The organism is Achromobacter sp. DMS1 (assembly GCF_001270295.1).
Map to the genome: position 1 here is coordinate 1 of NZ_LHSJ01000049.1, position 22,861 is coordinate 22,861.

The 22,861-nt window shown below is 68.1% G+C and carries 11 protein-coding genes and 9 pseudogenes; 6 read left to right on the plus strand and 14 right to left on the minus strand.

Translation table 11 applies throughout. The features are described from left to right. The coding region (locus AD428_RS07940; protein WP_160318556.1) for an N-formylglutamate amidohydrolase at positions 1–554 on the minus strand (554 nt) is incomplete at its 3' end. Between the two features lie 74 nt (positions 555–628). Next, positions 629–1,618 carry a Bug family tripartite tricarboxylate transporter substrate binding protein gene (locus AD428_RS07945; protein WP_053244784.1) on the minus strand — a complete coding sequence of 330 codons (990 nt, stop codon included), beginning with the start codon at positions 1,616–1,618 and terminating at the stop codon, positions 629–631. Positions 1,619–1,830: 212 nt separating this feature from the next. Between AD428_RS07945 and gcvA the strand changes: the two genes are divergently transcribed. The 3 genes and pseudogenes from gcvA (at position 1,831) to AD428_RS07960 (ending at position 4,214) form a co-directional block, all read left to right on the plus strand. Then, entirely contained in the window at positions 1,831–2,766 is a 936-nt protein-coding gene (gene gcvA / locus AD428_RS07950) for a transcriptional regulator GcvA (RefSeq protein ID WP_053244785.1), read from the plus strand. An 8-nt stretch (positions 2,767–2,774) separates the two neighbouring features. Then, positions 2,775–3,892, plus strand: a pseudogene (gene mnmA, locus AD428_RS07955) (tRNA 2-thiouridine(34) synthase MnmA). 139 nt (positions 3,893–4,031) lie between these two features. Then, complete coding sequence (locus AD428_RS07960; protein WP_235489450.1) at positions 4,032–4,214, plus strand: sulfite exporter TauE/SafE family protein; 183 nt, start codon at positions 4,032–4,034, stop codon at positions 4,212–4,214. Here the strand turns inward: AD428_RS07960 and AD428_RS07965 are convergent. The 8 genes and pseudogenes from AD428_RS07965 to AD428_RS08000 form a co-directional block, all read right to left on the minus strand. Continuing rightward, positions 4,184–5,293 (minus strand): annotated as a pseudogene (locus AD428_RS07965) (mannitol dehydrogenase family protein); the annotation flags it as partial. The gene AD428_RS07960 and the pseudogene AD428_RS07965 sit on opposite strands and share 31 nt — an antisense overlap. 2 nt (positions 5,294–5,295) lie before the next feature. After that, the gene (manD, locus tag AD428_RS07970; RefSeq protein ID WP_053244787.1) at positions 5,296–6,507 is read right to left on the minus strand and encodes a D-mannonate dehydratase ManD; all 1,212 of its coding nucleotides are present in this window, start codon (positions 6,505–6,507) and stop codon (positions 5,296–5,298) included. 37 nt (positions 6,508–6,544) lie between these two features. Beyond that, positions 6,545–8,078, minus strand: a pseudogene (locus tag AD428_RS07975) (UxaA family hydrolase). A gap of 27 nt (positions 8,079–8,105) precedes the next feature. Next, positions 8,106–8,972 (minus strand): fumarylacetoacetate hydrolase family protein, encoded by an 867-nt coding sequence (locus AD428_RS07980; RefSeq protein WP_053244788.1) that lies wholly within the window; start codon positions 8,970–8,972, stop codon positions 8,106–8,108. A gap of 26 nt (positions 8,973–8,998) precedes the next feature. Then, positions 8,999–9,743 (minus strand): annotated as a pseudogene (locus AD428_RS07985) (SDR family oxidoreductase). An 11-nt stretch (positions 9,744–9,754) separates the two neighbouring features. Then, a pseudogene (locus AD428_RS07990) lies at positions 9,755–11,163 on the minus strand (TRAP transporter large permease). A 10-nt stretch (positions 11,164–11,173) separates the two neighbouring features. After that, entirely contained in the window at positions 11,174–11,800 is a 627-nt protein-coding gene (locus AD428_RS07995) for a TRAP transporter small permease (protein WP_082308315.1), read from the minus strand. Between the two features lie 63 nt (positions 11,801–11,863). Beyond that, positions 11,864–12,838 carry a sialic acid TRAP transporter substrate-binding protein SiaP gene (locus AD428_RS08000; RefSeq protein WP_053244789.1) on the minus strand — a complete coding sequence of 325 codons (975 nt, stop codon included), beginning with the start codon at positions 12,836–12,838 and terminating at the stop codon, positions 11,864–11,866. 259 nt (positions 12,839–13,097) lie between these two features. Here AD428_RS08000 and AD428_RS08005 point away from each other — a divergent pair. Together AD428_RS08005 and AD428_RS08010 are read left to right on the plus strand one after the other, a co-directional pair. Then, positions 13,098–14,630: pseudogene (locus AD428_RS08005) on the plus strand (dipeptide ABC transporter ATP-binding protein); the annotation flags it as partial. Beyond that, positions 14,627–15,834: pseudogene (locus AD428_RS08010) on the plus strand (amidohydrolase family protein). The pseudogenes AD428_RS08005 and AD428_RS08010, both read left to right, overlap by 4 nt. Before the next feature lie 55 nt (positions 15,835–15,889). On the opposite strand, the gene AD428_RS08015 reads toward AD428_RS08010, so the two are convergent. After that, complete coding sequence (locus tag AD428_RS08015) at positions 15,890–17,368, minus strand: YdgA family protein (protein WP_053244790.1); 1,479 nt, start codon at positions 17,366–17,368, stop codon at positions 15,890–15,892. Positions 17,369–17,676: 308 nt separating this feature from the next. On the opposite strand from AD428_RS08015, the gene AD428_RS08020 reads away from it, so the two are divergent. Continuing rightward, a partial coding sequence (locus AD428_RS08020) for a DEAD/DEAH box helicase (RefSeq protein ID WP_235489447.1) occupies positions 17,677–18,887 on the plus strand: 1,211 nt, incomplete at its 3' end. 1 nt (position 18,888) lies between these two features. On the opposite strand, the pseudogene AD428_RS29360 reads toward AD428_RS08020, so the two are convergent. The 3 genes and pseudogenes from AD428_RS29360 to AD428_RS08030 form a co-directional block, all read right to left on the minus strand. Then, positions 18,889–19,706, minus strand: a pseudogene (locus tag AD428_RS29360) (polyketide synthase dehydratase domain-containing protein); the annotation flags it as partial. Next, positions 19,686–21,119 (minus strand): annotated as a pseudogene (locus AD428_RS29365) (amidohydrolase family protein); the annotation flags it as partial. The pseudogenes AD428_RS29365 and AD428_RS29360, both read right to left, overlap by 21 nt. After that, positions 21,116–22,861 carry an ABC transporter ATP-binding protein gene (locus AD428_RS08030; RefSeq protein WP_053244792.1) on the minus strand — a complete coding sequence of 582 codons (1,746 nt, stop codon included), beginning with the start codon at positions 22,859–22,861 and terminating at the stop codon, positions 21,116–21,118. The gene AD428_RS08030 and the pseudogene AD428_RS29365, both read right to left, overlap by 4 nt.

The following is a 22,861-nucleotide window of genomic DNA, read 5'->3' on the forward strand; positions in this document are numbered from 1 at the left end:
CGGTCGGTGGCATAGGCGCCGGCCACACTGGGCATGGAGTGGCAATTGATGTGCCAGACCTTGCCGAAGCGGGCATGCGCCGCGTCGAGCACGCGCGCCAGCGCCTCGTGATAGGGCTTCCAGCAGGCGTCGATGCGGTGGCGCACTTCATCGACCGTGAGCTTGCGGTCGTACAGCGGCGTGCCGTCGTCGAGCATGCGCCAGATCAGGCCCTTGCCCAGCCTGACCTTGGACGAGGCGTTCAGGGGCCCGGGCCACGGCTGGTCGAGCAGCAGTTCGTCGATTTCATCGGGGGCGCGGTTGGCGTCGATGTAGGCGCGCGGAAAGCCGGCGGCGATCAGCGGCACGCCGAGGTCCACGGCGTCGCCCCAGAGGTCGTCCACCCACGTGTCCTCGGCCGTGCGCAGCGCGCCGAAGTCGACCGCCGGCGCGAAGTCGGGGGGATAGGCCGTGCCGCTGTGCGGAGAGTCGAGCACGAGCGGGGCCGAAATGTCCGAATTCGGATATTGCTGCGGCAGGTCGAGCCGGTAGGACAAGGGTTGGGTAATACGCATAGGGGATAGGACGTTCGTTTATCGGAGGCCCCGCAGGCACGCCGCGAGGGCGGCGCGGCGGGGCCTTGGACCGCTCAGTCGATCTTCACGTTGGCTTCTTTGGCCACGCGCTTGTTCTTGGCGATCTCGGCGTCGATCTGGGCCTTGAACTCGGCGGGGCTGTTGGCGGCCGGGGTCGCGCCCATGCCGGCCAGGCGGGACACCACGTCGGATTCGGCGCTGACCTTCTTCACGGCGGCGTTCAGCTTGTCCACCACGGGCTTGGGCAGCTTGGCCGGGCCGACCAGGCCGAACCACGAGGCGTCATTGACGGCGGGCAGGCCGGCTTCGGCGAAGGTGGGCACGTCGGGCAGGGCGGCGACGCGCTTGGGCGAGGCCACGGCCAGCGCGACCAGGCGGCCGGACTGCAGCGTGGGCAGCGAGGAGGGCAGGTTGTCGTACATGACGTCGACCTGGCCGGCCAGGGCGTCGTTCAGCGCCGGGCCCACGCCGCGGTAGGGCACGTGCATGATGTTGGTGCCCGAGGCCATCTTGAAGAGCTCGCCCATCATGTGCGAAACCGAACCGTTGCCGGCCGACGCGTAGGTCAGCTTGCCGGGCTCGCTCTTGGCCAGCTTGACGAAGTCGGCCATGGTCTTGGCCGGAACTTTGGGGTTGACCGTCATGATGTTGGGCACGGCGGCCAGGTTCGAGATGGCGGTGAAGTCCTTCTCGGCGTCGAACGGCAGGTTCGGGTAGATGGCCGGGTTGATGCCGTGGGTGCTGACGGTGGCGATGCCCAGGGTGTAGCCGTCCGGGGCGCTGCTGGCCACGAACGCGCTGCCGATGGAGCCGCCGGCGCCGCCGCGGTTTTCCACCACCACGGTCTGGCCCAGCTCCTTGCCCAGCTTGTCGGCGAAGAGACGGCCGACGATGTCGGTCGTGCCGCCCGGCGGGAACGGGACGATCAGGCGGATCGGCTTGTTCGGGTAGGCGTCTTCGGCGTGGGCGATGCCGGAGGCGAAGGGAGCGGCGAGCGTCGCGGCGGCGACGCACAGGCCAAGGATTACATTACGGCGTTGCATGAATTCCCCTGTGAATTGGAAAGCGGATGCGCAAAGGCAGACGCACACCAGATGATTCTTTCTTGTGCACCGGGTTTGCGCAAACGAAAGTTTCTCCGTAAGCTATTACTTTTTTTCATGCCTGCGCCAGGAATGGAAGACGGTGAAGTTACATTTTTGTAACTTCATGCAATAAAAAAGCCTTTTCCGCGTTGCGGCATGCCCCTGCATCCATGCGGCGTTTCTGTCCCTCCCTCACCGATCTGCAGGCTTTCGAAGTGGCCGCGCGCCACAGCAGTTTTACCCGCGCCGCGCAGGAACTGTGCGTGACTCAAGGCGCGGTAAGCAAGCAGGTGAAACATCTCGAGGACTTCCTCGGGGTCGAACTATTCCTGCGCATCAGGCAAGGACTGGTGCTGACGGAGGCCGGCCGCAGCTATCTGGCCAAGATTCAGGCCGGCCTGGGCCAGATCGAGGCGGCCACGGTGGAGCTTATCGCGCACCAGGGGCGCGGCGGCACCCTGCATCTCACCTGTATGCCCACCTTCGGCGCGCGCTGGCTCATCCCGCGCCTGACGGCCTTCATGCGGCTGCGGCCCGACATCCACGTCGAATTCCTGCCGCACCGGCAGGGGTACGACTTCTCCACCCCCGAACTGGACGCGGCGGTGCGCTTCGGCGAGGGCATCTGGCCAGGCAGCGGCGCGGATTACATCGTGGGCCGGGAGATTCTTCCTGTTTGCAGTCCCAAGCTCATCCCGGGCGGCTGTACGTCCGCCGAGGCGCTGCTGGCCTATCCGCTGCTGCATCACACCTCCGCGCTCGAGGGCTGGCGCGACTGGTTCGAGCAGGCCGGCTGCGACACGCGCCGCAGCCTGGAAGGCGCGCGCTTCGACCAATACGCGCTGCTCTCGCAGGCCGCGGCCGCCGGTTTCGGAGTGGCGCTGATTCCGCGCTGCCTGATCGAGGACGAACTGCGCGACGGCAAGCTGGCCGTGGCGATCCAGCTCCCGATCCGCGCCCGCATGGGGTACTACCTCTGCTACCCGGAGCAAAAGGCCAACCTGCCCACCCTGCAGGCGTTCCGCTCCTGGCTCATGGAAGTCTCGCGCGCCGCCGAGCCGCAGCCCGCCCCGGACGAGGAAGCCCTGCAACACGCCCTAAAATAGCGCTCACCATGAATCACACATCCAGCAAGAAGGGCCGCGTCGTCGTGGGCATGTCCGGCGGCGTCGATTCTTCGGTCACCGCCTGGCTGCTCAAACAGCAGGGCTACGAGGTCGTCGGCCTCTTCATGAAGAACTGGGAAGACGACGACGATTCCGAATACTGCTCCACGCGCCAGGACCTGCTCGACGCGGCCAGCGTGGCCGACCGCATCGGCGTGGAGTTCGAGTTCGTCAACTTCGCCGCCGAATACAAGGACCGCGTGTTCGCGGAGTTCCTGCGCGAGTATTCGGCCGGCCGCACGCCCAACCCCGACGTGTTGTGCAACGCCGAGATCAAGTTCAAGGCGTTTCTGGACCACGCCATGGCGCTGGGCGCCGAGCGCATCGCCACGGGGCACTACGCCCGCGTGCGGGAAGTGCCGGCCGAGGGCGGCGGCTCGGAATTCCAGTTGCTCAAGGCGCTGGACGGCTCCAAGGACCAGAGCTATTTCCTGCACCGGCTGAATCAGGCGCAGCTGTCGCGCACGCTGTTTCCGCTGGGCGAGATCCACAAGACCGAGGTGCGCCGCATCGCGCACGAGATCGGCCTGCACAACGCCGCCAAGAAAGACTCCACCGGCATCTGCTTTATCGGCGAGCGCCCTTTCCGGGAGTTCCTCAACCGCTACCTGCCCACCGAGCCGGGGCCCATCCTTACGCCGGAAGGCCAGCAGGTGGGGCGCCATGAGGGTCTGTCCTTCTACACCCTGGGGCAGCGCAAGGGGCTGGGCGTGGGCGGCGTGAAGGGCCGCCAGCGCGAAGACGGCACGGCCGAGGCCTGGTACGTGGCGCGCAAGGACTTGCAGCGCAACGTGCTGTACGTGGTGCAGGGGCACGACCATCCCTGGCTGCTGTCGGCAGCCTGGGCGCGCAGGACGCGAGCTGGGTGGCGGGCCGTCCCCCCGCCGAGGGCGCCTACGGCGCCAAGACGCGCTACCGGCAGGCCGATGCCGCCTGCCGGCTGCAGGATGCCGGCGCGCAGGGTTTCACGCTGGCCTTCGACCAGCCGCAATGGGCGGTCACGCCGGGGCAATCCGCCGTGCTGTACGACGGCGACGTCTGCCTGGGCGGCGGCATCATCGCGTGACGCCGGTCGCCGCGCGCGCCGCATTTATGATTTCACATCGACGAGGAGAGGGGACTTGGACATCACCATGGTGTTGTGCCTGCTGGCGCTGGGGGCGGTAGTGGGTTTCGCGGCCGGGCTGCTCGGTATCGGGGGCGGCATGTTGCTGGTGCCGTTCCTGACCATGCTTTTCACGTGGCAGGGCATGTCGTCCGATCTGGTTGTGCACGCAGCCATCGCCACGTCCATGACGTCCATCCTCTTTACCTCGATTTCCAGCGTCCGGGCGCACCATCAGCGCGGCAGCCCGCCGGGGTTGGAGACGCGCGCCAGAAAGCGCTGACGGTATTCGTCCAGGCCGGCTTCGGGAATGCCGCGCAGGGTCGGCGCGATTTCCGTGCGGATCAGGGTGTCCACATAGCGCCGCAGTCCGGGGTTGGCGGCGGCTTCGCTGTTGGTCTTGATGCCCAGCATGGCGCCCAGGTAGGCGAAGGCGGAATGCGGGGCGTTGACCATGCGCAGCTTGAGGCGCTCATAAGGCGCGGCGTTGCCGACGAAGGTGGCGCCGCCCGGCACGTCCCAGGCCGGACGGCCGGCGGCGAACTTGTCTTCGATGACCCAGTTGAGATAGGGCTCGGCCACCACGGGCCAGGCGTCCTGGAAGCCGACGCGCTCGGAAATGCGCTGGCGGTCCTCGTCGCGCGTGGCGGGCACGATGCGGTCGACCATGGAGTTGGGGAAGGTACAGTGCGCGTCGATCCAGGCGGTGAGCATGGGGTCCACGCGCAGCGCGAAGGCCAGCACCAGCTTGCGCAGCGTGTCGCCGTTGGACGGCAGGTTGTCGCAGGACAGCAGCGTCACCGGCGGCAGGCCGCGCTCGCGGCGCAGCGACAAGCCGTGCACCAGCATGCCGATGGCGCTGCGCGGCGCCTCGGGGTGCGCCAGGTCGTGCAGGATGTCGGCGTCGTCCCAGCGCAGCAGGCCGGAGGCAGGCTCGTGGCAATAGCCCTTCTCGGTGACGGTCAGGCTGACGATGCGCGTTTGCGGGTAGGCGATGCGCTCCAGCACCGCGTTGGGGTCTTCCTCGGCCACCATCACGCGCAGCACCGAGCCGACCACGCGCAGCGCCTCGCGCAGGCTGGCCGTCGGGGCCGCGTCGCGCGTGGCGAGCGTGTAGAGGCCGTCTTGCGGCGCCAGGGCGTCGCGCACGGCCGGGCTGCGCAGCGAGACGCCCAATATGCCCCAGCTGAGGTCGCCGCTGGCCTGCATGGCCAGATCGGTGACCAGCGCCTGGTGGGCGCGGTGAAAGGCGCCCAGCCCCAGGTGCACGATGCCGGGCGTGAGCCGTTCGCGGTCGTAGGCCGGGCGCTCCACGCCGGCGGGCAGATGGGAGAGAGACTTCGAATTCAAGCGTTCCAGCATGTTCACCAATGCCACAGAGTGCCATCGTGCGCCAGCCGGTTGACCGGCAGATAGGCGCGTTGGTAGGGGTATTTCGCGGCGAGCCCTTCGTCGATTTCCACGCCATGGCCCGGCGCCTCGCCAGGGTATAGCATGCCCTGCTCGTAGTGGTAAGCGTGGGGAAACACGGCATCGGTCTCCTCCGTGTGCCGCATGTATTCCTGGATGCCGAAATTGGGCGCCCAGATGTCGAAATGCAGGGCGGCGCCCAGGCAGACGGGAGAAAGGTCGGTGGCGCCGTGGCAGCCGGTGCGCACCTGGTACAGCGAGGCCAGGTCGGCGATGCGGCGCAGGTGCGTGATGCCGCCCGCATGCACCACGGTGGCGCGGATGTAGTCGATGAGCTGGTTCTGGATCAGGTCCTTGCAGTCCCAGATGGTGTTGAATATCTCGCCCACGGCCAGCGGCGTCACGGTGTGCTGGCGGATGAGTCGGAAGGCTTCCTGGTTTTCGGCGGGCGTGGCGTCTTCCAGCCAGAAGAGCCGGTAGGGCTCGAGCGCCTTGCCCAGCCGTCCCGCCTCGATGGGGGTGAGCCGGTGGTGCACGTCGTGCAGCAAATGCGTGTCCCAGCCCACGGCCTGGCGCAGGCGCTCGAAAAGCCGGGGCGTGTGATCGAGGTATTTCTCGGTGGACCAGTCGTGCTCCGAAGGCAGCGCGGCATCGGCGGGCTCGTAGAACATGCGGCCGCGCCCCACGCCATACACGGCATTCAGCCCGGGCACGCCGCTTTGCGCGCGGACGGCCAGGTAGCCCATGTCGCGGTAGCGCAGCACCTCGTCCACGGTTTCCTCGATGTCGCGGCCGTTGGCGTGCCCGTACACCATGACGCCGCTGCGGCTCCTGCCGCCCAGCAACTGGTAGAGCGGCATGCCCGCGGCCTTGGCCTTGATGTCCCAGAGCGCCGTGTCCACCGCGCCGATGGCCGCCATGGTGACCGGCCCGCGCCGCCAGTACGCGCCGCGGTACAGGTAGTGCCAGATGTCCTCGATCTGCTGCGGGTCGCGCCCCAGCAGGCAGGGCACGACGTGATCGGACAGGTAGGACGCCACCGCCAGCTCGCGGCCGTTGAGCGTCGCGTCGCCGATGCCCGACAGCCCTTCGTCGGTTTCGATCTTGAGCGTCACGAAATTGCGTCCCGGGCTGCACACGATGACCCGCGCGTCGGAGATTTTCATGGAGAGGCTCCTGTGGAGTAGACGCGGCCCCGCGCCGCTACATCACCGCGCCCAGTTGCCAGGGCACGAATTCGTTCTGGCCGTAGCCGTGTTCCTCGCTGCGCGTGCGGCGGCCGGAAGCCGTCTCCAGCATGCGCTGGAAGATGTGCTCGCCCATCTGCTCCACGCTTTGCGCGCCGTCGACCACTGCGCCGCAGTTGATGTCGATATCGTCGGATTGCCGCTGCCAGAGCGCGGTGTTGGTGGAGAGCTTGAGCGAGGGCGCCGGCGCACAGCCGTAGGCCGAGCCGCGCCCGGTGGTGAAACAGATGAGGTTGGCTCCGCCCGCCACCTGCCCGGTGGCCGAGACGGGGTCGTAGCCTGGCGTGTCCATGAAGACGAGGCCGCGCTCGCGCACCGCCTCGGCGTATTCGTAGACCGCCGTGAGATTGGTGGTGCCGCTCTTGGCGATGGCGCCCAGCGACTTTTCCAGGATGGTGGTCAGGCCGCCGGCCTTGTTGCCGGCCGAAGGGTTGTTGTCCATCTCGGCCTGGTTGCGCGCGCAGTAGTCCTCCCACCAGCGCAGCCGCGCCAGCAGCCGCGCCGCCACGTCGGGATGCTGCGCGCGGCGCGTGAGCAGGTGCTCGCCGCCGTAGATCTCGGGCGTCTCCGACAGAATGGCGGTGCCGCCATGGCGCACCAGCCGGTCCACGGCCGCGCCCAGCGCAGGATTGGCGCTGATGCCGGAATAGCCGTCGGAGCCGCCGCACTGCAGGCCCACGACGAGGTGGCTGGCCGGCACGGGCTGGCGGCGCGCCCGGTCGGCCTGCTCCAGCATGGCCCGCACCAGTTCGACGCCCCGCTCCACCGTCTTGCGGGTGCCGCCCGTTTCCTGGATGTTGAACGTGTGCAGCCGCGCGCTTTCGCGCAGACCCTCCTGTTCCATGAGGCCGCCGATCTGGTTGGTTTCGCAGCCCAGGCCCACCACCATGAGGGCGGCGAAATTGGGGTGGCGCGCATAGCCGCCCAACGTGCGGCGCAGCGCGCGCAGCGGCTCGCCGTCGGCGCCGGTGGCGCAGCCCGCGCCGTGGGTCAGGGCCACCACGCCGTCCACGTTGGGGTACGGCGCCAGCGCCTCGGGATGGATATCGCGCCGGAAGTGGTCGGCGATCGCGCGTGCGGCGGTGGCCGAACAGTTCACGCTGGTGAGGATGCCGATGTAGTTGCGCGTGGCCACCCGCCCGTCGGCGCGCACGATGCCGTCGAAACAGGCCGGCTGCGCCACGTAGTCGGTGGGGCGCGCGCCCTGCCCGACCGCATAGTCGCGCTCGAAGTCGGAGAACGCCAGGTTGTGCGTATGCACGTGCTGGCCCGGCGCGATGTCTTGCCGGGCCGTGCCGATGATCTGGTTGTAGCGCCGCACGGCTCGCCGGCGGCAATGGCGCGCAGGCCACCTTGTGGCCGGGCGGCACCAGCCCCGCCACGGTGACGCCCTCGCTCTCCAGGCGCTGCCCGCTGACGAGCTGGCGCCGCGCGATGACCACGTTGTCCGCCGGGTGGATGCGAATGACTGCCGTATCGGTCTGGAACATGGAGGGCTCCGCGGAAAAGGGCCGGGTTCAGCCGTCGATGAGCGCCGGATCCCAGGCGTGCACGCGCTGGCGCTGCTCGCCCAGGCCGGTGATGCCCAGCTTCATTTCGTCGCCCGCCTCGAGATAGACCGGCGCGGGCTTCTGGCCCATGCCGACGCCGGGCGGCGTGCCGGTGCTGATGAGGTCGCCCGGGTACAGCGTCATGAAGCGGCTCACGTAGGCCACCAGTTGCGCCACGCCGAACACCATGGTGCGGGTGCTGCCGTTCTGGTAGCGCTTGCCGTTGACTTCCAGCCACAGTTCCAGGTCTTGGGGATTGGGCACTTCGTCGGCCGTCACCAGCCACGGCCCTACCGGCCCGAAGGTGTCGCAGCCCTTGCCCTTGTCCCAGGTGCCGCCGCGCTCGATCTGGTATTCGCGCTCGGACACGTCGTTCACCACGCAATAGCCGGCCACGTGGGACAGCGCCTCGGCCTCGTCCACGTAGCGGGCCTTCTTGCCGATGACCACGCCCAGCTCCACTTCCCAGTCGGTCTTGACCGAGCCCCGCGGCAGCACCACCGGGTCGTTGCAGCCCGCCAGCGCGGAGGTGGGTTTCATGAAGATGACGGGTTCGGCCGGCACCTGCAGCCCGGCCTCGGCGGCATGATCGGCGTAGTTCAGGCCGATGCAGATGAATTTGCCCATGCCGCTCCAGGGCGGCGCGATCCGGCCGGGACTGGCCACCACGGGCAGGCCCGCCGCGTCCACGGCGCGCAGCCGCGCCAGCCCTTCGGGCGTGAGCGACTGGGCCGTGATGTCGGGCAGCACGGCGGAGAGATCCCGCACCCGCCCCTGGGCATCCACCAGCCCGGGCTTCTCGGCGCCCCGGGCGCCATAGCGCATGAGTTTCATGACGTGTTCCTTTGCTTGCGTTGTGTTCAGTTCGACCAGCCGCCGTCGATGACCTGGGCGGTGCCCGTGGTGAAGGCCGACTCGTCGCTGGCAAGATACACCGCCAGCGCCGCGATTTCCTCCGGGCGGCCGATGCGGCCCATGGGCTGGCGCGCCACGAAGGCGGCCTCCACGATCTCCCGCGTCTGGCCCGAGGCGCGCGCCTGCGATCGATGCGTCGCGCAGCGAGGGCGACTCCACGGTGCCGGGGCAGATGGCGTTGCAGCGCGCGCACGCGCGCCACGTAGTCGGCGGCCACCGCCTTGGTCAGGCCGATGACGGCGGCCTTGGTGGCGCCGTAGGCGCAGCGGTTGGGCGCGCCCTTGATGCTGGAGGCCACCGAGGCCATGTTGATGATGGATCCGCCGCCCCGCTCCAGCATGCCCGGCAGCAAGGCGCGGATCATGCGGTACATGGACCGCACGTTGAGCTCGAAGGAGAAATCCCAGGCGGCCTCGTCGCAGTCGAGAATCGCGCCCGCGTGCACGAAACCCGCGCCGTTGAACAGCACCTGCACGGGGCGGCGCGCGCCGCCAGCTGCGCGACCGCCTGGCCGTCGGTCACGTCCAGCACCTGGCGCCGGCAGCCTTGCAGCGTCTCCAGCGTGGCCGGGTTGAGGTCCACGGCCAGCACGTCCGCCCCTTCGGCGGCATAGGCTTCGGCGACCGCGCGGCCGATGCCCTGCCCCGCGGCGGTCACCACGGCGAGCTTGCCCTGCAATCTTCCTGACATGACGACTCCTTTCATTTGCCGGCCATGCCCATGACGCCGGGCAGCCAGAGCGTGATTTGCGGAATGTAGGTAATGGCCAGCAGCGCGACGAAAAGCGGCACCAGCCAGGGCAGGATCGCCATGGTGGTGCGCTCCACCGAGAGCCGGGCCACGCGCGCCAGCACGAACAGCACCATGCCCAGCGGCGGGTGCAGCAGCCCGATCATGAGGTTGAGCGTCATGATGAGGCCGAAGTGGATGGGGTCTATGCCCAGCTTGAGCACGATGGGCAGCAGAATGGGCACCAGGATGGTGATGGCCGCGATGGTGTCGATGAAGCAGCCCACGATCAGGATGAGCACGTTGGCCATCAGCAGGAAAACCCATTTGTTCTGCGTGACGCTCAGGATGGCGTCCGTAAGGGCCTGCGCGGCCTGGGTGGTGGTGAGCAGCCAGGCGAACACCGAGGCGGCCGTCACGATGAACAGCACCGAGGCGGTGGTTTCTATGGTGTCGAACGATGCCTTGGCCAGGGTGCGCAGCGTCATGGAGCGGTAGCGCACCAACCCGAGGAACAGCGCCCAGATCACCGCGGCCACGGCCGCCTCGGTAGGCGTGAACCAGCCCAGGGTCATGCCGCCGATGAGAATCACCGGCGCCATCAGCGCCATGACGGCCGAGAAGTTGAAGGTCCAGTCCAGCACGAGCAGCGCGGCGAAGGCGACGCCGGTGGCCAGGTTCGGAGACACGCCCAGACTGGTCATGATCCAGATGGCCAGCGGGAAGGCCAGCACAATGAGCACTTCCAGCGTAGCCCCGCCCAGCCGCTTCCAGTTGAAGGACACGTCGCCGCCCCAGTTGTTGCGCCGGGCGTAGTAGGCCACGGTGAGCATCATCAGGAGGGTGAGCACCGCACCCGGCAGCAGGCCCGCGAGGAACAGCGAGCCGATGGAGACGTTGGCCATCATGCCGTAGATGACGAAGGGCAGCGAGGGCGGGATGATGGGTCCCAGCGTGGCCGAGGCGGCCGTCACGCCCACCGCGAACTCGGTTTCGTAGCCATGGTCTTTCATGGCCTTGATCTCGATGGTGCCCAGCCCCGCCGCGTCGGCAATGGCCGTGCCCGACATGCCGGCGAACACTACCGAGCCGATGATGTTCACCTGCCCCAGGCCGCCGCGCATCCAGCCCACCAGCGCCACGGCGAAGTTGTAGATGCGCCCGGTGATGCCGGCGATGTTCATGAGATTGCGGCCAGGATGAAGAACGGCACCGCCAGCAGCGGGAACGACTCGACCCCCGCGATCATGCGCTGGGCGATCACCACGTCGGGCACGCTGCCCGTGGCCAGCAGGTACAACAGCGAGGCCCCGGCCATGGACACGGCCACGGGCAGGCCGAAGATCATCAACAGCAGAAAGGTTCCGATCAGGATTCCCATTTCCGGCTCCTCAATCCAGCGACTCGTAGGCGCCGGGATTCTCCAGGATGGAGTATCCCTGCCGCCAGTTGCGCGCCGATACCTGCAGCGAGCGCACGAACATCATCGCGAAGCCCGCCAGCGCCACCCAGTACACGCAAGCCTTGTTCCAGAACAGCGTGGTCATGGGCTCATCGCCCACCAGCTCGATGTACCGGTAAGTGAGCCACACGGTGTAGCCGAAGAAGGCCGTGCGCAGCACGTCGATCAGCGTGGCGCACACGCGCCCCACGGGGCGGGGCAGGTAGCGGTAGAGGAAATCCACCTGGATGTGGCGGCAGGCGCGCACGCACATGGCCGCGCCCAGGAAAACCACGCCGATGAGGCAGTACACCGCCAGCTCCTCGGTCCAGGCGTAGGAATCGTTGAGCACGTAGCGCGAGAAAAACTGCAGGAAGACCAGCACGGCCATGGCCCAGAACAGGGCCAGGCAGATCCAGTCTTCGGGCTGGTAGCCCTGGAGGCTGACCTCGTGGTGGTCGGCCTCTTCGAAACTCTGCACGATTTCCGCCGCCGAGGACGGCGCATGATGGACGGCGGCGGCCGGCGGCGCGAGGCCGGGGGCCGCCGCGGCGGCGGCTTTGGATTGAGTAGGCATGGGCGTTCCCCTTTCCGGTGTGCTGCGCTGGAAAACGGGCCGCGCGCGGCGGCCCGCGCTCGCTCACTTCACGGCCTGGATACGTTCCCAGTCCGATTTCTCGTAGCCGTACTGCTTGAACGGCACTTTCTCGAGCACGGTCTTGCGGAAGTCGCCGGTGTCTACCTCGACCACGTTCAAGCCGCGCTTGCGAAACACGTCCACCATCTTCTTCTCGTTCCCGGCCACTTCGGCCGAAGCCTTTTCGGCGGCTTGCTGGGCCACCTCGGTGAAGATTTTCTTGTCTTCGTCCGACAGGCTCTTCCACAACCTGCCCGAGATGACCGTATTCAGATGGTCCACGATGTGGCCGGTGAGAATAATGTTCTTCTGCACCTCGTAGAACTTCTTGGCCTCGATGGTGGTGAGCGGGTTTTCCTGGGCCTCCACGGTGCCGTTCTGCAGGGCCAGGTACACCTCGGCGAAGGCAATGGGCGCGGTATTGGCGCCACAGGCGCGCGGCATGGCCAGATAGGCCGCCACGTCGGGCACCCGGATCTTCAGCCCCTTCATTTCCGAGCACTTGGTGAAGGCCCGGTTGGAGGTGGTCTGGCGCGTGCCGTAGTAGGTGGTGGCGACGATGTGGTTGCCGCTTTTCTCGTCGTAGCCGCGCGTGAGTTCCTTGTAGATGTCGCTCTTGGTGTAGGCAATGAGGTGCGCGGGATCGCGGAAGATGTAGGGATAGTAGGTGACGCCGATGCGGGGGAAAGTCTTGGCCGCGAAGCTGGAGCCGGAGATGATGATGTCCACCGTGCCGAGCGTCAGCCCCTGGTTGATGTCGTTCTCCTTGCCCAGCTGCGATGCGGGATAGACATCGATGTGATAGCGGCCGCCGGTGCGCTTTTCGATCTCCTGGGCGGCCCACACCGAGGCAGTGTGGAACGGCTCGGAAGTTTCGTAGACGTGCGCCCATTTCAGCTTGGTCTGCGCCAGCGCGCTGCCGCCCGTGGCCAGTATGGCGGCGGCCAGCAGCGCCTTGAGGACGTTGCATCGTTTCATGTCGTCTCCTCCCTCGTGGGGGTTGAGGGTCCGGCGGATGTTGTTATGGCCGGCCCATGGGGGGTCAGTTTTCACATACGAGTTGCACCTTGGTACTGCGACTGCGATCGGCCGCCAGCTCGAACGCCTGCGCGGCGAGCGACAGCGGCAATTGCGCGCTCATCAGGGGCCGCACGTCCAGCCTGCGCGCGCGCAGGAAGGAAACGGCCCAATCGAATTCGGCGCCCGCGCGGAAAGCGCCCACGTAATCCAGCTCACGCGCCAGCGCATCGACGCGCTGGACGACGCGCAGAAGCGCAAAGTGCGCGGACGCCGCATCGGCATGATCTTCCAGGATCCGCTCACCTCGCTCGATCCGCTGCAGACGGTGGAAAGCCAGCTCGTCGAGACCATGCAGGCGCACCTGCGCCTTTCCCCGGCCGAGGCCCGCAAGCGCGCCGTGCAATTGCTGACGCAGGTCGGCATCGACAACCCGGAGCTGCGCGTCAAGCAGTATCCGCACCAGTTCTCCGGCGGCATGCGCCAGCGGGTCGTGATCGCGCTGGCGCTGTGCTGCGAGCCCGAGGTCATCATCGCCGACGAGCCCACCACGGCGCTGGACGTCTCCATCCAGGCGCAGATCCTCGACCTGCTGCGCCGCCTGTGCCGCGAAGAACAGGTGGGCATGATCATCATCACGCACGACATGGGCGTGATCGCCGACGTGACCGACCGCGTCGCCGTGCTCTACCGCGGCAAGCTGGTGGAGCAGGGCCCCACCGCCAAGATCCTGGGCAACCCCGACCATCCCTACACCCGCAGCCTGATCTCGGCAGTGCCGCGCCCCGACATCAAGCTCAAGCGGTTTCCCCTGGTGACCTACATCGAGGACGCCCGCGAGCCCGCACGCACGCTGGACATCTCCACCCACTGGCTGGGCCGGCGGCGCGACTTCGGCGCCTCCAGCGGCGGGCCGCTGCTGCAGGTGCGCGACCTGAGCATGCGCTTCGTGCTCAAGAGCGCGTTCTTCAAGCGCAACGAGCGCGCGCTGGACGCGGTCAAGCGCGTCAGCTTCGACATCGGCGAGGGCGAGGTGTTCGGCCTGGTGGGCGAATCCGGTTCGGGCAAGTCCACCGTGGCCCGCCTGATCTCCGGCCTGTACACGCCGACCGGCGGCAGCGTGTCGTTCGGCGCAGCCGAGCTCACGGCGCTCAAGGGCGAGAAGCAGCTCAACCCCTTCCGCCGGCAGATCCAGATGATCTTCCAGGATCCGTTCTCGTCGCTGAATCCGCGCATGCGCGTGCTGGACATCGTGGCCGAACCGATCCGTTTCCACCGGCTGTGCGCCACCGACGCCGAGACGCGGCAGGTGGTCGCCGACCTGCTGGACGTCGTGGGCCTGGGCGGGCGCGCCGCCGAACGCTATCCGCACGAATTCTCGGGCGGGCAGCGCCAGCGCATCTGCATTGCGCGCGCGCTGGCCACGCGGCCGCGCTTCCTCATCTGCGACGAGCCCACCTCGGCGCTGGACGTCTCCATCCAGGCGCAGATCCTGAACCTGCTGAAAGACCTGCAGGAGCAACTCGGCCTGACCATGCTTTTCATCAGCCATGACCTGCCCGTGATACGGCAGATGTGCGACAGGGTGGGCGTGATGCGCCATGGCGAGCTGCTGGAGGTGGCCGCCACCGAAGACCTGTTCGAGCGGCCCCAGCACGCCTACAGCCGGCACCTGCTCGGCCTGATGCCGCGGCTGCAGGCCATGTCCCGCGAGGGACTGGAAGTGGAACACACTGAAAGGAGCGGAACATGAAGCGCGAGCAACGGATTCTCTTCGTGGGCGGCAAGGTATTCGACGGACTGGGCCGCACCCTGCCGGGCCATGGGGTGCTGGTGGACGGCGGGCGCATCGCGCGTGTGGCGCCGGCCGCGGAATTCTCCGGCTACGCAGGCCGCAAGGTCGACACGGCCGGCATGACGCTCATGCCCAGCCTGGGCGACTGCCACGTGCACCTGGTCTACACCGGCGCGGCCGACCCGCACGCGCAGATGAACAAGCAGGGCCCGGCGCAGATCACGCTCACCGCGCTGGAGAACGCGCAGGCGGCGCTGCGCGGCGGCATTACCGCGGTGCGCGACTGCGGCGGCAAGGACTACCTGGAATTCGGCGTGCGCGACGCCATCGCGCGCGGCGTCTTTCCCGGCCCCACCATCCGCGCCTCCGGCCGCATCATCTGCATGACGGGCGGCCACGGCAACCGCATCGGCCGTGTGGCCGACGGCTGCGACGACGTGGTGAAGGCCGTGCGCGAACAGGTGCACGCCGGCTGCGATCTGGTGAAGATCATGGCCACGGGCGGGGTCATGACGCCGGGCGTGAACCCCATGGACGCCCATTACAGCTTCGAGGAAATGAAGGCCGGCGTGCACGAAGCCAAGCGCTTTCGCAAGAGCACGGCCAGCCATGCGCAGGGCACCGAGGGTATCCTCAACGCGGTGCGCGCCGGCATCGCTTCCATCGAGCACGGCATCTTCATGGACGACGCCTGTCTGCGCGAGATGCTGGAAAGCCAGACCTACCTGGTGCCCACCATCGCGGCGGTGCGCAACATCATCGCCAACGCCGACAACGGCATCCCGGCCTACGCGGTGGAAAAGGCGCGCGCGGTGGAACAGCGCCACCGCGAGTCCTTCCAGATGTACTACCGGGCGGGCGGCCGCATCGCGCTGGGCACCGACGCGGGCAGCCGTTCAACCTGCACGGCGAGAACGCCATGGAGCTGGCGTACATGGTGGAGTTCGGCATGACGCCGGTGGATGCCCTCATCGCGGGAACCTCGCGTGCGCACGACCTGATGGGACTGGACGGACACGGGTCGGTGGCCGAAGGCAACCACGCCGACCTGCTGCTGGTGCAGGGCGACCCCGCCGAAGACATCATGAAAGCGGCCGACAAGCGCTTTCACGTGGCGGTGCTGCGCGGCGGCGAACTGGCCGCCGGCGAGCTGCCGGCCTGAACGGGCCGGCCCGGCGTGGAGCGCCCTGGCATGGGGGCCGCCCCCGCCGCCTTCCTCAGCGGCCGCCGGCCGCGGCGCCGCTCAACGCCATCATGAGGAACTGCTCCACCGGCATTTTCTTGCCGTTGAAGTCCACCTGGCCGTCGGCGTAGCTGAGCGTGGATACGATGTTGTCGTTTTCGAGCTTGGCCACGCCCATGGCGCCGGCCATGGTGCCCAGCATCTCGGCCTGACCCTTGGCGGTGCTGAGCGCGCGCTCGGCCGGCACGCCCTGCAGCTGGGCCTGCGTGGACAGCAGGTCGGCCATATTGGCCTTGGACAGCACCAGCTTCGCGTCCAGCTTGTGGATGACCTGCATCAGCACGTCCGGCAGCGGATCGTCCAGGTTCGGGGCCGCGCCGAGCTGGGTGTCCACGGCGAAGGTGGACGTGCCGTTGGCGGTGCGCAGTTCCAGCGGCGAAAGCGACAGCGTGGGGTTGCCGGCCAGCAGCTGCGCCAGCGCGGCCTTCATGGCGGCGCTTTCCTCGGGCGTGAAGTCCGGCGCTTCGTGGAGGTCGGCGCCCTGGGCCAGCGCGCGGCGCGAGGCCTGCTCATAGGTGCTGTTGAGCGACTTGAGCGCCTTGGGGTCGAGGTTCCTGGACGCCAGCGCCAGGCGCATGCCGGCCACGTCCTTGTCCTGCACGCGGATCATGCCGAAATCCACCGACACGTCGCCGGCCAGGCCCTTGTCGCTCTCGGCCATGTCGACGCCGATCACCGTGTCCTTGAAACGCATCGGCGGCTGGCCGGCGGACGACAGGGTCCAGTCCTGGAGCGTCAGCTTCTGCTTGCCCAGGAACAGGTCTTGCGCGCCGGGCGTGACGTCGCTGTCCAGCGTGAGGCCCTTCATGTCCATGGTGACCACGCCGCCGTCCTCGGGCGAAGGCGAGGCCATCGACAGGCTGTCGCTCTGCAGCTTGAGCACGGTGTGCTTGGTGGCCATGGTGTGGCTCACCTGGCCCTTCAGGCCGGAGAACGCCACCGAGTTCTGGTCTTTCGAGTACGACGCCGGGGCGATGGCGAAATCGCCCTCCACCTGGCGGCCGTAGCTCACGGTGTAGTTGCCCGCCACGGGCGCGTCGCCCTTGCTGGCGGCGAACCACGCCTTGACGAAGGGAGTTTCCTCGAGCTGGAAGCGGCTGGCCACCAAGACCGGCGCCAGATTGCCCGACTTCAGGCTGGAGAGCGGGAAGGGGCCGTGATCCAGGTGTTCGACGAACTGCAGCGCTTCTTCGCGGGCCGGCTTGCCGTCTCCGGCGGGCAGGGAGAACGTCACCTGGTAGCGTTCCGTGGAGGAAAACACGCCGCGCTCGAACGAAAGCAGCTCGATGACCGGCTGCACGCCCCACCCCTCGCTGGCCTTCTGCAGCTGGACGTTGCCGTCGGCGATAGCCTGTCGGACGAATTCCTCGGCCTTCTTGCCGGTGTACCAGGCCGTGCCGGTCCAGACCGCCCCGAGCACCACGATTACGCCCGCTATTGCCGCCTTTTTCATAACCCACCTATAGAACAGAAATGTTTCAGATCCCGGAGCGCGGGATTATAGGTAGCGATTCTCCGGGAAAACTCTGATTTCGTTGAGAGATACAGCAATCTGCTACATATTTATACGGTCCGTCGGATTTTTCTGAATGACGCCATCCCACATCAGCTACAATCCCGCCGTGTGCTTCGCCAATCTGCACACGTCCGCAGGCCTTTCGCCGCCTAGCCACGCCCGTACGGGCGCTTCCCTTTTCTCCTTGTTCGTATGCCTGGATTGGAGTCACTCAACTTGAGCGACGGGCTGCCGCTGGAGTTGTTTTGACTACGTCTATTTCTTTCGCCGACCTCGGGCTGGCTGATTCCCTGTTGCGCGCCATTGCCGAAACCGGCTACACCGCTCCCACCCCCATCCAGGCCCAGGCCATCCCGCTGGTGCTCAAGGGCGGCGACCTGCTTGCCGCCGCCCAGACCGGCACCGGCAAGACCGCGGGCTTCACCCTGCCCATCCTGCACCTGCTGCAGGCCCGCAAGCCGGCCGCCCGCAAGCCCGGGGCGCCGCGCTGCCTGATCCTCACCCCCACCCGCGAGCTCACCGCCCAGGTGGCCGAATCGGTGCAGACCTACGGCAAGCACACCCGCCTGAGCTCCATGGTGATGTTCGGCGGGGTCAACATCAATCCGCAGATCGCGGCGCTGAAAAAGCCGGTGGACATCCTGGTGGCCACGCCCGGCCGCCTGCTGGACCACTGCGGCCAGAAGACGGTGGACCTGTCGGCCGTGGAAATCCTGGTGCTGGACGAAGCCGACCGCATGCTCGACATGGGCTTCATCCGCGACATCCGCAAGATTCTGGCGCTGCTGCCCAAGCAGCGCCAGAACCTGCTGTTTTCCGCCACTTTCTCCGACGAGATCCGTGCCCTGGCGCACGGCGTGCTCAACAACCCGGGCGAAGTCTCGGTGACGCCGCGCAACACCGCCACCGAACTGGTGACGCAGACCGTGCACCTGGTCGAACAACACCACAAGCGCGACCTCATCAGCCACATCATCCGCGAAAGCGGCTGGCACCAGGTGCTGGTGTTCACCCGCACCAAGCACGGCGCCAACCGCCTGGCCGAGAAGCTGGTCAAGGACGGCCTGACCGCCGCCGCCATCCACGGCAACAAGAGCCAGTCGGCGCGCACGCGCGCCCTGTCCGGCTTCAAAGACGGCTCGGTCACCGTGCTCGTGGCCACCGACATCGCCGCGCGCGGCCTGGACATCGACCAGCTGCCCCAGGTGGTGAACTTCGAACTGCCCAACGTGCCCGAAGACTATGTGCACCGCATCGGCCGCACCGGCCGTGCGGGCGCCACGGGCGCCGCGGTGTCGCTGGTCGACAGCAGCGAAATCAAGCTGCTGCGCGACATCGAGCGTCTCATCAAGAAGACCATCGAACGCAAGCCGGTCGAGGGCTGGACGCCGCCCGCCACCAGCGCCGCCGCGTTCGAGCGCCTGGAGCGCGACGAAGACAACCGCCAACCGCGCGGNCCGGCCAGGCGTGGGCCCGGCCAGGCCGGCTCTGCCTGGGCCTGGTCGGCGAACAGGTGCACCGCCAACTGGAAGGCGGCGTCCAGCTCCGCGGGGTCGAGGTGCCCGGGCCAGCTTTCCTGCGCGCTTTCGCGCAACTCGGCCAGCACGGTGCGCTCGTCCAGGCGCCAGCCGCGTTCGACCCGCTGGTAGGCCGGGCCGTAGTCCAGCCCCACCGCCCGGGTCAGCGCCGCGTGGCGCGCCGCATCGAAGTCGGCGTCGCGCCCGGGGGGCGAGGCCAGGGGGGCGCGCAGCAGGGCGTCGCCGGGCTCGGCCAGGATGCGGGCGCTGGCGTGCACGGTCCATGGCGCGTCTTCGCCCGTGGGCCGGGCGCGGATGAGCAGCCGTCCGTCCTCGGCCTCGATGTGGGTGCGCAGCAGCCGCGACGGCGAGGGCCCCAGCAGCAGGGGGGCGTGGATTTCCAGGTTCTCGATTTCCACGAAGCCGGACGGCTGGCGCTGCAGCGCGGCGGCCCAGGCGGTTTCGGCATAGGCCGCGCCCGGGAACACCGCCGCCTCGCCCACGCGGTGGTCGGCGAGCTGGGGATGGGTGTGCGTGTCGATCCGGCTTTCCCAGGCGCATTCGTGCTGCGCCAGGCGCCAGCCGAGCAGCGGGTGCACCGCATGGCGCTGCAGCAGGCCCTGGGTCTGCGGCGTGTCGGGGTGCCAGTGGCGTTCGCGCTGCCAGGGATAGGCGGGCAGCACGTGAGGGCGGCCGGGCGCGGGAAAGTACGCGCGCCAGTCGGGTTCCGCGCCCGCCAGCAGGATTTGCGCGGCCACGGCCCGCACGCGCGACGGATCGTCTTCGCCGCGGCTCAGCGTGGCCAGCACGCGGCCGTCGCCCCGGTCTTTGACCGCCTCGGAAAGATAGCCGCGCAGCACCGGATGCGGGCCGATCTCCACGAACAGGCCGTGGCCGGCCTGCACGGCCTGGGCCGCGGCCTGCTCGAACTTCACGGGCAGGCGGACGTTGCGCCACCAGTAATCGGCGTTCAGCGCGCCGGCGGCCAGTTCGCCGCCGCGCAGCACCGCCACGTGAAAGCGCTTGTCGGCCGCTTTCATGATGTCTTCGGCGGGGTCGCCCTGCACCAGCAGCAGGTCGGCGTGGTTGCCTTCGGCCACCGACCCGTGTCCGTCCAGTCCCATCAGGTCGTGCGCACGCGAGGTTCCCGCGATGAGGGCATCCACCGGCGTCATGCCGAACTCCACCATGTACGCCAGCTCCATGGCGTTCTCGCCGTGCAGGTTGAACGGCGTGCCCGCGTCGGTGCCCAGCGCGATGCGGCCGCCCGCCCGGTAGTACATCTGGAAGGACTCGCGGTGGCGCTGTTCCACCGCGCGCGCCTTTTCCACCGCGTAGGCCGGGATGCCGTTGTCGGCGTTGGCGATGATGTTGCGCACCGCCGCGATGGTGGGCACCAGGTAGGTCTGGCTTTCCAGCATCTCGCGCAGACAGGCGTCGTCCATGAAGATGCCGTGCTCGATGGAAGCGATGCCGGCGCGCACCGCGTTGAGGATACCCTCGGTGCCCTGCGCATGGCTGGCCGTGCTCTTGCGAAAGCGCTTGGCTTCGTGCACGCCGGCCTTCATTTCCTCGAAGCTGTAATGGGCGTCCATGGGGTTCACGCCCGGCGTCATGACCCCGCCCGTGGCCATGATCTTCACCAGATCGCAGCCGGCGTGCACCTGTTCGCGCACGGCCTTCACCACGTCGTCGCAGCCGTCGGCCACACGGCCGATGCGGTTGCCGTGGCCGCCCGTCATGCAGATGATGCGGCCGGAGGCGCGGATGGTGGGGCCGGGAAAGACGCCGCGCGCGATGGCGTCGCGCACGCCGAATTCCAGGTAGTCCTTGCCGCCGCAGTCGCGCACCGCGGTAATGCCGCCGCGCAGCGCCGCCTGCGCGTTCTCCAGCGCGGTGAGCGTGATCTGCGCCGGGCCCTGCTTGTTCATCTGCGCGTGCGGGTCGGCCGCGCCGGTGTAGACCAGGTGCACGTGGCAGTCGCCCAGGCTGGGCATGAGCGTCATGCCGGCCGTGTCGACCTTGCGGCCTGCGTAGCCGGAGAATTCCGCGGCCGGCGCCACACGCGCGATGCGCCCGCCGTCCACCAGCACCCCATGGCCCGGCAGGGTGCGGCCCAGTCCGTCGAATACCTTGCCGCCCACGAAGAGAATCCGTTGCTCGCGCTTCATGTTCCGCTCCTTTCAGTGTGTTCCACTTCCAGTCCCTCGCGGGACATGGCCTGCAGCCGCGGCATCAGGCCGAGCAGGTGCCGGCTGTAGGCGTGCTGGGGCCGCTCGAACAGGTCTTCGGTGGCGGCCACCTCCAGCAGCTCGCCATGGCGCATCACGCCCACCCTGTCGCACATCTGCCGTATCACGGGCAGGTCATGGCTGATGAAAAGCATGGTCAGGCCGAGTTGCTCCTGCAGGTCTTTCAGCAGGTTCAGGATCTGCGCCTGGATGGAGACGTCCAGCGCCGAGGTGGGCTCGTCGCAGATGAGGAAGCGCGGCCGCGTGGCCAGCGCGCGCGCAATGCAGATGCGCTGGCGCTGCCCGCCCGAGAATTCGTGCGGATAGCGTTCGGCGGCGCGCCCGCCCAGGCCCACGACGTCCAGCAGGTCGGCGACCACCTGCCGCGTCTCGGCGTCGGTGGCGCACAGCCGGTGGAAACGGATCGGTTCGGCCACGATGTCCAGCACGCGCATGCGCGGATTCAGCGACGAGAACGGATCCTGGAAGATCATCTGGATCTGCCGGCGGAAGGGGTTGAGCTGCTTCTCGCCCTTGAGCGCCGTGAGCTCGGCTGCGCCGAACGACACGCTGCCGCCGGTCGGCGTGTACAGGCCGGAGATCAGGCGGGCCACGGTGGACTTGCCCGAACCGGATTCGCCCACCAGGCCGAACACCTCGCCCTCGCCGATGTCGAAGCTGACGCGCTTGACCGCGTCCAGCGCGCGCTCGTTGCGCTTGAAGAACGCGCTCTTGAGCACGAAGCGCATGCTCAGGTCGCGCACCTGCAGCAGCGGCCCGCCGCTGGAGGCGCCGAAGTCGCGCCGCCGGCCCAGCCAGTGGGTGGAGATGTCCAGCGTGCGTGCGGGCTCGCGGGCGTCCTCGATGTAGGTCACCAGGGGAAACCGCTTGAGCTTGATGTCGGGGCGCGGCACTGCCGAGATCAGGCTGCGGGTGTAGGGATGGTCGGGGTTGCCCAGGATCTTGGCGGTGGGGCCCTGCTCCACCAGCTTGCCGCGGTAGAGCACGGCGACGCGGTCGGTCACGTCGGCGATCACGCCCATGTCGTGCGTGATGATGATCATGCCCACCTGTTCTTCGCGGCACAGGCGGCGCAGCAGGTCGAGGATCTGCGCCTGGATGGAGACGTCCAGCGCCGTGGTGGGCTCGTCGGCGATGATGACCTCGGGCTCGCAGCACAGCGCCAGCGCGATCACGACCCGCTGGCGCATGCCGCCGGAGAACTGGTGCGGATACTGCTTGACGCGCAGCTCCGGGTTGTCGATGCCGACCTGCGTCAGCAATTGCACGGCGCGCTTGCGGGCCTCGGCCGGGGAAAGGCGCAGGTGCGCCTGCATGGTCTCGACGAGCTGGCTTTCCACCGTCTGCAGCGGATCGAGCGAGGTGAGCGGATCCTGGAAGATCATGCCGATGCGGCGTCCGCGCACTTTGCGCTTCTGCGCGTCGTCCAGCGCGTCGATGCGCTCGCCGTCCAGCCTTACCTGGCCGCCCGCCAGCCGGCCGGGAGACTCCAGCAGCCCGATCACGGCATTGCCGATGGTGGACTTGCCGGCGCCGGACTCGCCCACCACGCCCAGGATCTCGCCTTTTTCCAGGGCCAGGGACACGCCGTCCACCGCCACCAGCGTGCCGCGCCGGCTGGGGAACTCGATGCGGATGTCGTCTATGTTGAGCAGGGCCAT

Excerpts from the sequence above, each read along its gene's own strand:
- AD428_RS07945 (WP_053244784.1), bottom strand. The coding sequence starts at position 1,618 with ATGCAACGCCGTAATGTAATCCTTGGCCTGTGCGTCGCCGCCGCGACG.
- gcvA (WP_053244785.1), top strand. The coding sequence starts at position 1,831 with ATGCGGCGTTTCTGTCCCTCCCTCACCGATCTGCAGGCTTTCGAAGTG.
- AD428_RS07960 (WP_235489450.1), top strand. The coding sequence starts at position 4,032 with ATGTTGCTGGTGCCGTTCCTGACCATGCTTTTCACGTGGCAGGGCATG.
- manD (WP_053244787.1), bottom strand. The coding sequence starts at position 6,507 with ATGAAAATCTCCGACGCGCGGGTCATCGTGTGCAGCCCGGGACGCAAT.
- AD428_RS07980 (WP_053244788.1), bottom strand. The coding sequence starts at position 8,972 with ATGAAACTCATGCGCTATGGCGCCCGGGGCGCCGAGAAGCCCGGGCTG.
- AD428_RS07995 (WP_082308315.1), bottom strand. The coding sequence starts at position 11,800 with ATGCCTACTCAATCCAAAGCCGCCGCCGCGGCGGCCCCCGGCCTCGCG.
- AD428_RS08000 (WP_053244789.1), bottom strand. The coding sequence starts at position 12,838 with ATGAAACGATGCAACGTCCTCAAGGCGCTGCTGGCCGCCGCCATACTG.
- AD428_RS08015 (WP_053244790.1), bottom strand. The coding sequence starts at position 17,368 with ATGAAAAAGGCGGCAATAGCGGGCGTAATCGTGGTGCTCGGGGCGGTC.
- AD428_RS08030 (WP_053244792.1), bottom strand. The coding sequence starts at position 22,861 with ATGGCCCTGCTCAACATAGACGACATCCGCATCGAGTTCCCCAGCCGG.